We start from the raw sequence: 12,853 nt of genomic DNA, 5'->3' as shown, positions 1-12,853 counted from the left end.
GGCGGAGGCGGCGGGGCCACGACGAAGGATTCGTCGGGAAGGGTGCTCGCGGGGCCCAACGAAGTGACCGACCGCTTCGGCACAGTCGGAGGGGGGTCGAACAACCGGGCCGGCAACGCCCAATCGGGCACCGAAGACGCCATGTACGCGACCGTCAGCGGGGGCAACACAAATACCGCCAGCCACCGGGGCGCGACCGTTGCCGGGGGCGTGGGCAACACCGCTAGCGGCGGCGACGCGACCGTCNNAACACCGCAAGCGCTAATTCGGCGACCGTCGCTGGGGGGTTAAATAACACCGCAAGCGCTAATTCGGCGACTGTCGCCGGGGGGTTAAATAACACTGCAAGCGCTAACTCGGCGACCGTCGCCGGGGGAAATCAGAACACCGCAAGCGATAACTTGGCGACCGTCGGCGGCGGCTTAAATAACATCACCAGCGGTTCCCAGTCGACCGTCGCCGGGGGATTCAGCAACACCGCAAGCGGTCGGCAGTCGACCGTCGGAGGGGGTTACTTTAACGATGCTCGTGGTACAAATAGCACGGTGGGCGGTGGTGGAGCCAACCGCACCGGCAAGTCGGGAACGTCGAAAGGGGAGTTCGCGACAGTCCCGGGTGGTCAAAATGCTGTCGCCAGAGAGAACTACTCGTTCGCCGCCGGCCGGCAGGCCGAGGCGTTCGCCCAGGGGGCGTTCGTCTGGGGGGACAGCAGTACCGACACCGTCCAGTCCCTGACCGACGACGAGGTCGTCTTCTAGGCCGGCGGCGGGGCCGTCGTCTGGACCACCAGTGACTTCAGCAGCGGCGTCGAACTCGCCCCGGGGGACAGCTCTTGGAGTTCGGTCAGTTCTCGCGCCGCCAAGTCCGCGATCCAGCCGGTTGACCCCGGAGAGGTGCTGGCCGGCGTTGAGGCCCTCGAGGTCAGTACCTGGGAGTACGACACCCGAGAGGGGGTCACCCACATGGGCCCAATGGCCGCGGACTTCGAAGAGGCGTTCGGTCTGGGAGGGGATCCCGAGCGGATCAGCACTGTCGACGCCGACGGCGTGCTGTTCGCCGCCCTCCAGGGGTTGTCGGACAAACTCGACGAGAAACAGGAGCGGATTGACGACCTCGAAGACGAAAGCGAACGCAAGAATGACCGGATCGACACGCTGGAGGAGGAGAACGAGCGACTTCACGACCGCCTCGCCACGGTCGAAGACCACCTTGGCCTCACTGGGACCACCGACCGCGCGCCTGAAGACGACTAACTGCTGGATCCACGCTCTGTATCGGTCACGCCATTCATTTCAGCTCCTACTGATTTCAATAGGGCCGTTACAGTACTGCTCGTTGCTGCTGACGCAATGGGGTCTCGAAAGCCCCAGGTACTCGTTTCTAATTCAGTACCGGCACGGCAACCACCTCCAGAGCCACGGTAGCGAGGGCGGCGCACGCTCGGCGCGCACTTCGGTCGTCTGCGTCGCTCACTCTCCCCGAGCCGCTTCGGAAGGCCCTTTTAACTCCCCCGACGAACGGACGGTATGTTCAGGCAGTTCCGGTCGGAGGTGGCCGACGCGCTCGGCGACGCCCTCGCCTCGCTCGACCTCCCGACCGACGACCTCGGCATCGAACGCCCGCCCGACGACATGGACGCGACGCTCGCCTCCAGCGTCGCCTTCCGGCTCGCGGGCGAGGTCGGCGACGCGCCGCCGAACGTCGCGGGCGAGGTCGCCGCCGCGGTCGACATCGCCGGCTACGACTACCTCGATTCGGTCGACACCGCCGGCCCGTACGTCAACTTCCACGCCGGCGAGCGCTACCTCGTCGACGCGCTCGACGCGGCCGCCGCCGACGCCGGCTACGGCGCGCTCCCCGACCGGGACACGTCGGTCGTCGTCGAACACACCAGCGCGAACCCGACCGGGCCGGTCCACGTCGGCCGCGCCCGCAACCCGATCGTCGGCGACGCGGTCGCGAACCTCATGGAGTACGCCGGCTACGACGTCGACCGCCACTACTACGTCAACGACGCGGGCCGGCAGATGGCCGTGTTCACGTGGGCGTACGAGCGGTTCGACGAGTCGGACCTCGACGCCGAGCCCGCCCGCGACCGCGCCGAGTACGACCTCGTCCGCTACTACCGGAAGGGGAACGCCTTCTTAGAGGAGGCCGAGCCCGCCGCGGTCGACGCCGCGGAGAAGGAAATCTCCGCGATCCTCCAGGGGCTTGAAGACGGCGACGAGGAGACGTACGAGCGCGTCGGCGAGGTCGTCGACACCGTGCTCGGCGGGATGAAGGAGTGCCTCGCGCGGCTCCCGGCGGAGTTCGACGAGTTCGTCAAGGAGACGCGGTTCATGCGCGACGGCTCCACCGACGACATCGCCGCGCGGCTCAAAGAGACCGAGCAGGCCGTCTACGAGGAGGACGCCTGGCAGTTAGAGCTCGACGAGTGGGGGATCGAGAAGAACCTCGTCTTCCTGCGCTCGGACGACACCAGCCTCTACACCACCCGCGACCTGGCCCACCACGAGTGGAAGTTCGACAACTACGACCGCGCCGTCACCGTCCTCGGCGAGGACCACAAGCTGCAGGCCGACCAGCTCGACGCGACCTTGGAGCTGCTCGGCAACGACGCCGACCGGCTCGGCCACGTCATCTACTCGTACGTCAACCTCCCGGACGGGAAGATGTCCACTCGCCGCGGGACCGGCGTGATGCTCGACGACCTGCTCGACGAGGCCATCGACCGCGCCCGCGAGGCGGTCGAGTCCCGGATGGACGACCGCATCCGCGACGACGACCTCACCGACGAGGACGTCGAGCGCATCGCCCACCAGGTCGGGATCGGCGCGGTCCGGTACGACATCGTCTCGAAGCAGCCCGCGAAGGCGATCACCTTCGAGTGGGAGGACGCGCTCGACTTCGAGGCGCAGTCGGCCCCGTTCGTCCAGTACGTCCACGCGCGCTGCGCCGGCATCCTCGCCGAGGCCGCGGCCGAAGGCGTCGACGTGCCGGGCGTGACGGCCGACTCCGGAGGAGTCGTCGACACGGACGCGCTCGACGTCGACGCGAGCGCGCTGGAGACCGACGCGGCCCGCGAGCTCCTCCGCGAGGTCGCCCGCTTCCCCGCCGTCATCGAGGAGGCGGCCGACGACCTGGAGCCGCACACGGTCGCCACGTTCACGCGCGAGTTCGCCGACGCGTACAACGCCTTCTACCGGGAGTGCCCGGTCGTGACAGCCGAGGACGACGAGCTCCGGGCCGCCCGCGTCGCGCTCGTCGCGGCCGCGAAACACACGATGGCGAACGCGCTCGACGTGCTCGGGGTCGAGGCGCCCGAGTCGATGTAGGATCGGGGCGATTGGTTCGGTCATTCGGTCCTTTTTGATCGAAGTGGTGTCGTCGTTGGTGCGGTGAACACTTCCAAAGCCCCAGTCGCTCGCTTATAAACGATTACCGATAGATCGGCGACAAAGACCGCCAAAGCCCCAGTCGCTCGCTTATAAACGATTACCGATAGATCGGCGACAAAGACCGCCAAAGCCCCAGCCGCGAGACGCACGGACGCTCGCTGTGCTCCTCGTCACTCGCTCCGCTCGTTCCTGCGGTGCTTACTTCGCCTCCGTGCGTCTCGCGACTGCCCCTTTGAGTCCTCATCGATTGCAACCGCCCCGCTCCTCACGCCTCCCCAGCCTCGTCAGTCGTCCTCCGCTTCGCTCCGGACGACTGACTCCCTCGCACGCGCTCTTCGCGGCCGCCGATGGCGGCCGCTCCGAGGCGCGCGCCACCGCACATCATTTATAAATAATATCGGCGCCGACGGCCCGTGCGAACCGATACCGTCGTCTCGGCGGGGAGGTCAAAGCTTACTTACACGCACGCCGCCGTAGTTCGGGTAATGAGTAGCGACGCCCAAGCGGCGAGCGAAGACCGACGGAAGTACGAGTTCCGGAAGGTCATCGAGGAGCTCAAAGACTTCGAGGGCTCCGGCACGCAGCTCGTCACTATCTACATTCCCGAGGACCGGCAGATCTCCGACGTGGTCGCGCACGTCACCCAGGAACACAGCGAGGCGTCCAACATCAAGTCCAAGCAGACCCGGACGGCCGTCCAAGACGCGCTCACCTCGATCAAAGACCGCCTCCGCTACTACGACACCTTCCCGCCCGAGAACGGGATCGTGATCTTCTCGGGGGCGATCGACGCGGGCGGCGGCCAGACCGACATGGTCACCCGGACGCTGGAGTCGCCGCCACAGCCCGTCGAGTCGTTCCGCTACCACTGCGACTCCGAGTTCCTCACCGAACCGCTCGAACACATGCTGGAGGACTCCGGGCTGTTCGGGCTCATCGTCTTAGACCGCCGGGAGGCCAACGTCGGCTGGCTGAAGGGCAAGCGGATCGAGCCCGTCAAGTCCGCCTCCTCGCTCGTCCCCGGCAAACAGCGGAAAGGGGGGCAATCCGCCCAGCGGTTCGCCCGCCTCCGGCTCGAAGCGATCGACAACTTCTATCAGGAGGTCGCGGGGATGGCCAACGACCTGTTCGTCGACAAGCGCCACGAGCTCGACGGCATCCTCGTCGGCGGCCCCTCGCCGACCAAAGACGAGTTCCTCGACGGCGACTACCTCCACCACGAGCTCCAGGACAAGGTGCTCGGCAAGTTCGACGTGGCGTACACCGACGAGTCGGGGCTGAAGGACCTCGTCGACAACGCCAGCGAGGCGCTCGCCGATCAGGAGATCGTCGAGGACAAACGCCACATGGAGGAGTTCTTCGAGAAGCTCCACACCGGCGAGGAGGCGACCTACGGGTTCGAACAGACCCGTCGCAACCTGATCATGGGCTCGGTCGACCGGCTGCTCATCTCCGAGGACCTCCGCTCCGACGTCGTCGTCTACGAGTGCCCGAACGGCCACGAGGAGTACGAGGTGGTCGACTCGCGGCACTCCACCCCCGAGCACGAGTGCTCCGAGTGCGGCGAGCCGGCCGAGGTCGACGAGCGCGACGACGTCATCGAACACCTGATGAACATCGCCGAGCAGCGCGGGACGGACACGAAGTTCATCTCGACGGACTTCGAGAAGGGCGAACAGCTGATGGACGCCTTCGGCGGCATCGCGGGCATTCTGCGGTACTCCACGGGAGTGTAAGCTCGCGGGCGCGGAACGGACGCCGCGACGACGCTTTCTTCAGTCCGACTCGACCGGCGCCATCGCGACTTCGAGGCACGCGCAGGCGTCGGTCTCGGGGTCGAAGCAGTCGGGGCACTCCGGCTGGCGGTCGATGATCGTGTCCAGCCGCTCGGCGACGGTGTCGTCGATGACGGCCTCCAACTCGTGGGCCTCCGCGCGGAACTCCTCGACGCCGAGCACGTTCGCGAGGAAGCGCTCGATGATGCAGTAGGTCTGGAGCGCGTCCCGCGCTCGGAGGATCCCGTCGTCGGTGAGCTGAACTCCCTTGTACTTCTCGTGCTCGGCGAGTCCGCGTTCCTCCAGCTTCCCGATCATCTCGTTCGCGCTCGCCGGACTCACGTCGAGCGCGTCGGCTATCGAGCCCGTCGAGGCGGGGCCGTCTTCCTGTTTCTGTACGACGTATATTGTCTTGAGATACTGGTCTGCGGTGTTCACGGCTCTCCTCCGTCGGGGATCGTCGTCGGTTCGATACGCCGGTTCATCGTCGCTCCATGACCTCCGTGACCTCGCTGACGCCCTCGGCCTCCTCTTCTCGGATCGTCCGCAGCGTCCGCAAGAGGCGATCCCGGTCGATCGTGAACTCGGCGTCCGACGCCTCGATCGCCTCGATGAGGTCGTCGTAGAACTTGTACGCCGTCTCCTCGTTGCACAGCTGATCGTACAGGATCCCGTCGAAGTCCTCGGGCTTGGTCCGCCCGTAGCGGGCGTCGACGAGCGATTCGATCTCGTCGAACGGCACGCTGTCGACCCCGAGCCCGGCGATAAGCGACTCCAACCGTTCGCGGTGGTCGGCGGACTCCTCGGCCGCGTCCGCGAGCAGCGCCTCGATCTCGTCGTCGAGATCGGCGTCGACGCCCCGGTAGTGGTGGTGCGCCCGCGCCTCGACCACCTCCTCCAACACGATCCCGATCTGTAACAGCCGGGCGAGCTGGTCGTCGGAGGCGATCCGCTGGCTCACGCTCACGGCCACCACCCGTCACCACTCGATACGCCCGTTCGCATACACTTGCATTCGGGCGCAGGCCGACTTAAGATGTTCCCCTGCAGCCGGGGGGTCGTTCGCACGGGCCGGCGCGTCGAGAGGGCCGCCGACCGCCTATATCCCGAGCCAGTCACTGTTCCGGATCTGGTGTCCCCCTCGCCGAGCGATCTTCGCCGCCTGCCGACGGACCCCGCGCGAAGCCGGGAGCGCCCCCTTCTCGCGGATCCGCTCGACGACCCAGTCGCGGATCGCCGCGATCGCCTCGTCCTCGTCGTCGGGGCTGACCCGCTCCAGTTCTTGGAAGGTCCTCTCGTAGGCGTCGTACTGCGAGCCGTCGAGCTCCTCGTTCGGTAACGCCTCGCTGGTCTCGACGATCCGCTTCATCGCCGCGGCGACCGTGGGACGCCGTATCTGTACGCGGACGCGGTCCGGGGAGTCGAACACCACTCGGTCCGTGTCCGGGACCAGCTGTTCGACGGTGTGCCGCTCCGTCGGGGACGCGACCTCGCGGTCGCCGATCGTCGAGACGATCTCAGCCCCCGTGACCGGGAACTCCAGCCGTTCGAGCTCGGGCTCGACCTCGCCGAGATCCGCGGTGTCGAGCTCCGGTTCGGGCTCGTCGCCGCGTTCCAGCTCCGCGTCGACGTCGCGCCGTCGCTGTCGGTTCTCCTCGTCCCGGGCTTGGTCCTCCCGTCCCGCTTTATCATCTGCCGTTCTCCCGTGTACGACTCCCGACGGTATATTGCTGTAGGTAGTGTGAAATTACTACATTCCCGAAACAATGAACGTCCGCACCGCGCTACTCGTTCCGGGCCTTCCCCTCGTGCTCGTCGATCACCGACCGCAGCCGCCGGGCGAGAGCTCCCTCGACGCTCTGGACTCGCTTCTCGTCTGCGTCGTACTCGACGAGACCGGCGGCCTCCAGCTTTGGCAGGTCGGCGTGATGCAGCCTGGTTCGGGGCCGCCGCCGCTGGGCGTCCGTCGTCGTCCCCTCGCGCTGAGACTCGCGACGAACGTCGTCGACGAGCGACTCGTGGCTCGGGAACCGGACCTCGAACTGCCACGTCGACGGAGTCCCGACGCCGTCTCGGATCTGGCCCCCGTTCGCCTGCACCGCGTCCACGAGGGCGTCCCGAGTCGCGTCCCAGTCCAGCGTGAACAGCGTGCGGTCTTCGAACACGTCGACCGGGGTGGCCCCGTCGACTGTCGGGTGCCGTTGGACTCCGTCCACGAACGAGTCACGCGAGGCGTTGTGGATCCAGAACAACGGGGCTGTGGCTCCTCCGAGGGGGACGAGCGTCTCGATCTCGACGGTGGAGTTTCCCTCGACCGCGAGTATTCGTCCGAGTTCGAAGTTCCCGGACGACACGCGGAACTCCACGATCACACTCATTAATCGATTCCGAATGAGTGGTTCTCGACCCGCATACAAAGAAGACAAACATGGGATACCATGTTCGCGTCGAGCGTGACGGTCGACCGCTCGTTCGGTCCGGCGGTCGACTACTTGGTACACCATACTCGTGCATTATCCCGGTCCGGAGCGATCGGTGGCTATGGCCACGGTCATGGAGTTCACGAGCCCGGCGGACGAGTTCCCGCTGGGCACGGTGTTCGAGAACCTGCCGGGGGTGACGGTCGAACTGGAACGACTCATCCCGGCCGCGTCGCTCATCATCCCGTACTTCTGGGTCCGCGGCGCGCGCGCGTCAGACATCGAGGCCGCCTTCGAGGCGCACCGAGGGGTCGTGAACATCGAGCTCATCGACGATGTCGACGGAGAGTACCTCATGCGCGCCGAGTGGGAAGACGACTACTACGGCGTCCTGACCGCCCTCGCGCGAGCCAATATCGTGGTGCTCTCGGGTATCGGCACCAAGGAGGGGTGGCAGTTCGAAGTCCGCGGCGAGAGCCGCGATCGGATCGGCGAGTTTCGGACGGACTGCCAGGCTCACGACATCTCCATCGAGATCACCGCCGTCCACTCGCTGCTTCCCGTTCAGGGCGACGGGTACGACCTCACGGAGACCCAGCGGGAGGCGCTGGTGTTGGCGTACGAGATGGGGTACTTCGACTCGCCGCGGACGGCGTCGCTGGAGGAGATCGCCGCGGAACTCGGCATCTCACAACAGTCGCTGTCCTCTCGGATCAGACGCGGCCACCGCCGGCTGATCGCGAGGACGCTGATCGCGGAGTGACACGTCGCTGCTCGCGTCGGGATCCGATGACGACGGACATCCTTTCTGCTTGTAAATACCTCCTGTATCATCAGTGCCACACCTGAACCGACGCAGCGTGCTACGTCTTTATATGTCTGCCGAAGACACTGAAATCATTCTCGAGTCGTTTACTTTTCGTCCGGGGTCGGAGACGTATCTGGCACGCTACGACAAGGTGGAGACTTCGGCCAGTATGGCGGTTGTTGCGACCCTCACAGAGATCTCAGACGTCGATCCGACTGAGATGGACCCCCTGTTTCGATCGATCGACGTCGAGTCGCTCGACGCGCTCTTCAGGGGTGCGACCGACGGCAACGTTCGCGTCACCTCCACGGTCGCGGGACGCGAGGTCACCGTCACCAATGACGCGGTGATCGCGAACCGCACGCCCGACGACGACAGCGGGACCGTCGGGATCGGTGAGGTCCCGTCCACGTGAACTCCGGAGACGAGACGCCGTCAGACGAGTCGGCGTTCCGCGACGAACTACGGTCCCTCCTCCGCCGCGCCCACGAGCGAGACGCCGACGTCGAGGGCGGGTGGGAGTGCCGGAACGGCGCCGAGAACCCGGACTGGGACATCATCGTTTCCGAGGTGCGAAAGCCGGACGAGTCCGAGTAGCCGCGCCGAACGCTCTTTGCGTCGAGGCGTCTGAACGCGTCCGCGAGCGGCGGCGTCGTCGCCGCGGCCGTTTCGACGTCTCCGAAAAAACGCGACGACTCCGTCTACTGGAGCCGCTGGAGGACGAGCTCCTGAACGTCGTCGCGGAACTCGTCGACCGCGATCTCCTCTAACACGGGCACGAAGAAGCCCTCGACGAGCATGTTCCGCGCCGTGTGGGAGTCGATCGTGCGGCTCTCGAGGTAGAACAGGTCCTCGGCGTCGACCTGCCCGACCGTCGCGGAGTGCGACGCCTCGGTGTCGTGGTTGTGGATGATCAGCTTCGGCGACGCGTCGGCCTCGGCGTCGTCCGACAGCATCAGCGTGTTCTCGCGCTGGTAGCTGGACGTGTTCCACGCGTCCTCGCCGACGTCCTGAACGCCCTCGTAGACGGAGCGGGCCACGTCGTCGAGCACGCCGCGCGTGACGAGGTCGGCCGTCGTGTGCTCGGCCTGGTGCCAGACGCGGGCGTTGATGTCGAAGTGCTGGTCGTCGGTGCCGAAGAACGTCCCGACGATCTGGCTCTCGGAGCCGTCGCCGCTCAGTTCGGTCTCGACGTCCGAGCGGGTGAGCTTCGAGCCGAAGTTGCTCTCGATCCAGTCGACCGTCGCGTACGCGTCCGTCACGCCGCGCTTCAGCGAGTACGTGTACGAGTCGTCGTCGAGGTTCTGGAGCGAGCCGAACTGGACGTTCGAGTTCTCGCCCGCGGCGATCTCGACGAGGTTCGAGAAGTAGCGGTCGCCGTCGACCGCGCTGTCACCGCTCTCGATCGACTCGAGGATCGTCACCGACGACGACTCCTCGGCGACGACGAGCGTCTGGCTGAACAGCGAGCGGGAGTTCATCTCCGCGCGCACCGTCACGTCCTCGACGTCGACGCCCTCGGGGACGTAGACGAACGTGCCGGTCGTGAACAGCGCGACCGACAGCGCCGTGAGGTAGTTGTGCTCGGGGTCGAGCACCGAGCCGAAGTTCGCCTCGATGACGTCGCCGTACTCGTCGAACGCCTCGGTGAAGGGCAGGACGACGACCTCGTCGTCGCCGGCCGACCGCTCCGTGGCGTCGGACTGGTTCAGCGGGTCGACGAGCGCCTCGAAGTCGAGCGACTCCAGGTCTGTCCAGCGGCGCCCGGGCGTCTGGATGACGTCGGGCAGATCGGCCGTCTCCAGCGCCGAAAGCGCGTTCAGACGGGTCTCGAGTAGCCACTCGGGCTCGTCGCGTTCGTCGGCGATGCGTCGTACCGTGTCCTCCGAGAGGCTCTCGATTGCTTGCGTGCTCATGTTATCCGAGCGAGCCCTCCATTTCGAGTTCGACGAGCCGGTTGAGCTCGACGGCGTACTCGATGGGCAGCTCCTCCGTGATGGGCTCGATGAAGCCCGAAACGATCATCTGCTTGGCGTCGTCGTCGTCGAGGCCGCGCGACTGCAGGTAGAAGATGTCCTCGTCGCCGATCTTCCCGACGGTCGCCTCGTGGGCGACGTCGACCTTCGACTCGTTGATCTCCATGTACGGCATCGTGTCCGACGTCGACTCGTTGTCGAACATCAGCGCGTCACACTCCACGGCAGTCGAGGAGTTCTCCGCGCCGTCGGCGATGTGGACGAGGCCGCGGTAGTTCGTACGGCCGCCGTCCTTCGCGATCGACTTCGACTCGACGGTGGACTTCGTGTCCGGCGCGTTGTGGTACACCTTCGCGCCGGTGTCGATGTCCTGACCCTCGCCCGCGAAGGCGATGGTGATGTGGTTGTCGGAGGCGCCGCGGCCCTTCAGGATCGTCGAGGGGTACAGCATCGTTGCCTTCGACCCCATCGACCCCGAAATCCACTCCATGCGCCCGCCCTTCTCGGCGATGGCGCGTTTGGTGTTCAGGTTGTACGTGTTCTTCGACCAGTTTTGGACGGTCGAGTACTGGACGTGGGCGTCCTCGTCGACGAACACTTCCACGCCGCCGCAGTGGAGATTGAACTTCGAGTACTTCGGCGCGGAACAGCCCTCGATGTAGTGGACTTCCGAGCCCTCCTCGGCGATGATGAGCGTGTGCTCGAACTGGCCCATCCCCTCGGAGTTCATCCGGAAGTACGCCTGCACGGGCATGTCGACGGTGGTGTTCTCCGGCACGTAGACGAACGAGCCGCCGGACCAGATGGCGCCGTGGAGCGCCGCGAACTTGTTGTCGCTCGGGGGGACGCACTTCGTCATGAAGTGCTCGCGGACGAGCTCTTCGTGCTCTTGGACGGCCTCGTCCATGTTACAGAAGATGACGCCCTTCTCTTCCCACCGCTCCTGCATGTTCTGGTAGACGACCTCCGACTCGTACTGGGCGCCGACGCCGGAGAGCGCGTTCTTCTCCGCCTCCGGGATGCCCAGCTTGTCGAAGGTGTCTTTGATTTCGTCCGGGAGCTCGGTCCAGTCGTCCACGCCGGCGCGGACGTCGACGTCCGGCCGGATGTACGGGATGATCTCGTCGACGTCGACCTCGCTCAGGTCCGGCTGTCCGGGCCAGTCGGTCGGCATCGGCATCTCCTGGAACTGCTTGAGGGCGCGAAGGCGCCGCTCCAGCATCCACTCCGGTTCGTCCTTGTCCTCCGAGATGACGCGGACCGTCTCCTCGGTGAGGCCCTTCTCGGTCTGGAAAGCGGACTTCTCCTCCTTCTTGAACTCGAAGCGGGCCTCGGTGTCTGTCTCTTTGAGATCGTCTTGTTGTGAACTCATGATATTATGTTACGTGTTCCCCCGTTTATTCCTGTTGCGTGACCATTTGTGGTTACGCCGCATCGAACGCGTCCTCGCGGACCCAGTCGTACCCCTTGTCCTCGAGCTTCTCCGCGAGTTCCGCCCCGCCGCTCTTGACGACTTGGCCGTCGAGCATCACGTGGACGTGATCGGGCTCGACGTAGTCTAAGATTCGCTGGTAGTGGGTGATCTGGAGGACGCCCGTGCCCTGCTCGTCGCGGAGGGCGTTGATTCCCTCGGAGACGTCTTGGAGCCGGTCGATGTCGAGCCCGGAGTCGATCTCGTCGAGCACGGCGATCGCGGGCTCCAGCATCGCGGCCTGCAGAACCTCGTTCTGCTTTTTCTCCCCGCCGGAGAAGCCGGCGTTGAGGTAGCGCTGCATGAACTTCTCGTCCATGTCGAGCAGCTCCATCTTCTCCGAGAGGATCTGCTGGAACTCGGCGACGCCGATATCGCCGTCGTCGGCGGCGCCCTCCATCGGGGAGGTCTCGTAGCCCTCGTCGTCCTCGTCGGCGTCGGCCTCGTCGGCCTCCTCGTCCTCGAACAGCTCCTCCCGCTCGTCCGCCTTCGCGTTGAGCGCCTGCCGGAGGAAGTTCGTCATGGTGACACCCTCGATCTCCGCCGGGTACTGGAAGCCGAGGAAGATGCCGAGCGCGGCGCGCTCGTTCGGCTCCATCTCCAGCAGCTCCCAGTGATAGTCGTCGTCGTCGAGGTCGGCGCTGATGTCCGCGACGTCCTCCTCGTCGAGGTGGAGCAGGACCTCGCCGTCGGTGACCTCGTACGCCGGGTGGCCGGCGATGACCTTCGCGAGCGTCGACTTCCCGGAGCCGTTCGGCCCCATCAGCGCGTGGATGTCGCCGGACTCGACGGTTAGGTCGACCCCCCGAAGGATGCGTTCACCGCCCTCTTCCGCCACTCGTGCGTGAAGATCGTTGATTTCGAGAGTAGCCATGTGTATTCTCGTGCCTCGTACGTTGACGGTAGTGGTTGAGGCGGTTAATGGTTACGCCTCCACCCCACAAAACTCTCGAATCAAACAAGAATTTTTTCCACCATCCAAAACCGCTTTTTCAGAGACGACCC

The 12,853-nt window shown here is 65.6% G+C and carries 13 protein-coding genes and 2 pseudogenes; 8 read left to right on the top strand and 7 right to left on the bottom strand.

Annotation, left to right across the window (positions count from 1 at the left end; all coding sequences use genetic code 11):
- Positions 1 to 401: 401 nt before the first annotated feature.
- The 5 genes and pseudogenes from DJ74_RS19995 to prf1 form a co-directional block, all read left to right on the top strand.
- Positions 402 to 488: pseudogene (locus DJ74_RS19995) on the top strand (hypothetical protein); the annotation flags it as partial.
- Between the two features lie 57 nt (positions 489 to 545).
- Positions 546 to 758: a hypothetical protein gene (locus tag DJ74_RS04430; RefSeq protein ID WP_094526488.1), complete on the top strand. Its 213-nt coding sequence runs from the start codon at positions 546 to 548 to the stop codon at positions 756 to 758.
- A gap of 99 nt (positions 759 to 857) precedes the next feature.
- A pseudogene (locus tag DJ74_RS04420) lies at positions 858 to 1,253 on the top strand (tail fiber domain-containing protein); the annotation flags it as partial.
- Positions 1,254 to 1,526: 273 nt separating this feature from the next.
- Positions 1,527 to 3,335 carry an arginine--tRNA ligase gene (gene argS, locus DJ74_RS04415; RefSeq protein ID WP_094526485.1) on the top strand — a complete coding sequence of 603 codons (1,809 nt, stop codon included), beginning with the start codon at positions 1,527 to 1,529 and terminating at the stop codon, positions 3,333 to 3,335.
- 548 nt (positions 3,336 to 3,883) lie between these two features.
- The gene (gene prf1, locus DJ74_RS04405) at positions 3,884 to 5,134 is read left to right on the top strand and encodes a peptide chain release factor aRF-1 (RefSeq protein WP_094526483.1); all 1,251 of its coding nucleotides are present in this window, start codon (positions 3,884 to 3,886) and stop codon (positions 5,132 to 5,134) included.
- A 39-nt stretch (positions 5,135 to 5,173) separates the two neighbouring features.
- Here prf1 and DJ74_RS04400 read toward each other — a convergent pair whose 3' ends face one another.
- The 4 genes from DJ74_RS04400 to DJ74_RS04385 all read right to left on the bottom strand — a co-directional run bounded on the left by DJ74_RS04400 (position 5,174) and on the right by DJ74_RS04385 (position 7,539).
- Positions 5,174 to 5,611 (bottom strand): metal-dependent transcriptional regulator, encoded by a 438-nt coding sequence (locus DJ74_RS04400; RefSeq protein ID WP_094525468.1) that lies wholly within the window; start codon positions 5,609 to 5,611, stop codon positions 5,174 to 5,176.
- Positions 5,612 to 5,654: 43 nt separating this feature from the next.
- Positions 5,655 to 6,140, bottom strand: coding sequence for a rubrerythrin (locus DJ74_RS04395; protein ID WP_094525472.1), 486 nt, complete (start codon positions 6,138 to 6,140; stop codon positions 5,655 to 5,657).
- 132 nt (positions 6,141 to 6,272) lie between these two features.
- Positions 6,273 to 6,899 carry a hypothetical protein gene (locus DJ74_RS04390; RefSeq protein WP_094526482.1) on the bottom strand — a complete coding sequence of 209 codons (627 nt, stop codon included), beginning with the start codon at positions 6,897 to 6,899 and terminating at the stop codon, positions 6,273 to 6,275.
- A gap of 58 nt (positions 6,900 to 6,957) precedes the next feature.
- Complete coding sequence (locus tag DJ74_RS04385; RefSeq protein ID WP_217900315.1) at positions 6,958 to 7,539, bottom strand: bacterio-opsin activator domain-containing protein; 582 nt, start codon at positions 7,537 to 7,539, stop codon at positions 6,958 to 6,960.
- Between the two features lie 175 nt (positions 7,540 to 7,714).
- Between DJ74_RS04385 and DJ74_RS04380 the strand changes: the two genes are divergently transcribed.
- The 3 genes from DJ74_RS04380 to DJ74_RS04370 all read left to right on the top strand — a co-directional run bounded on the left by DJ74_RS04380 (position 7,715) and on the right by DJ74_RS04370 (position 8,998).
- Positions 7,715 to 8,356, top strand: a complete 642-nt coding sequence (locus DJ74_RS04380) for a helix-turn-helix domain-containing protein (RefSeq protein WP_094526480.1) — start codon at positions 7,715 to 7,717, stop codon at positions 8,354 to 8,356.
- Positions 8,357 to 8,570: 214 nt separating this feature from the next.
- Positions 8,571 to 8,816 (top strand): HalOD1 output domain-containing protein, encoded by a 246-nt coding sequence (locus DJ74_RS04375; protein WP_094526479.1) that lies wholly within the window; start codon positions 8,571 to 8,573, stop codon positions 8,814 to 8,816.
- Entirely contained in the window at positions 8,813 to 8,998 is a 186-nt protein-coding gene (locus DJ74_RS04370) for a hypothetical protein (RefSeq protein ID WP_094526478.1), read from the top strand. The genes DJ74_RS04375 and DJ74_RS04370 overlap by 4 nt, the downstream gene beginning before the upstream one ends.
- 104 nt (positions 8,999 to 9,102) lie before the next feature.
- On the opposite strand, the gene sufD is transcribed toward DJ74_RS04370, so the two are convergent.
- From sufD to DJ74_RS04355, 3 genes are read right to left on the bottom strand one after another with little or no spacing between them, the layout of a single operon-like run.
- A complete protein-coding gene (gene sufD / locus DJ74_RS04365) occupies positions 9,103 to 10,317 on the bottom strand; it encodes a Fe-S cluster assembly protein SufD (RefSeq protein WP_094525286.1) in 1,215 nt (404 codons plus the stop codon).
- 1 nt (position 10,318) lies between these two features.
- Positions 10,319 to 11,749 (bottom strand): Fe-S cluster assembly protein SufB, encoded by a 1,431-nt coding sequence (sufB, locus tag DJ74_RS04360; protein WP_094526477.1) that lies wholly within the window; start codon positions 11,747 to 11,749, stop codon positions 10,319 to 10,321.
- 52 nt (positions 11,750 to 11,801) lie between these two features.
- Positions 11,802 to 12,722, bottom strand: coding sequence for an ABC transporter ATP-binding protein (locus DJ74_RS04355; RefSeq protein WP_094526476.1), 921 nt, complete (start codon positions 12,720 to 12,722; stop codon positions 11,802 to 11,804).
- Between the last annotated feature and the right edge of the window lie 131 nt (positions 12,723 to 12,853).

Origin of the sequence: Halorubrum sp. Ea8, assembly GCF_002252925.1 — an archaeon.
In the GTDB taxonomy this organism is placed as follows: Archaea; Halobacteriota; Halobacteria; order Halobacteriales; family Haloferacaceae; genus Halorubrum.
Note: the sequence above shows the minus strand (reverse complement) of the source record. Positions and strands in the feature narration are given on the sequence as shown.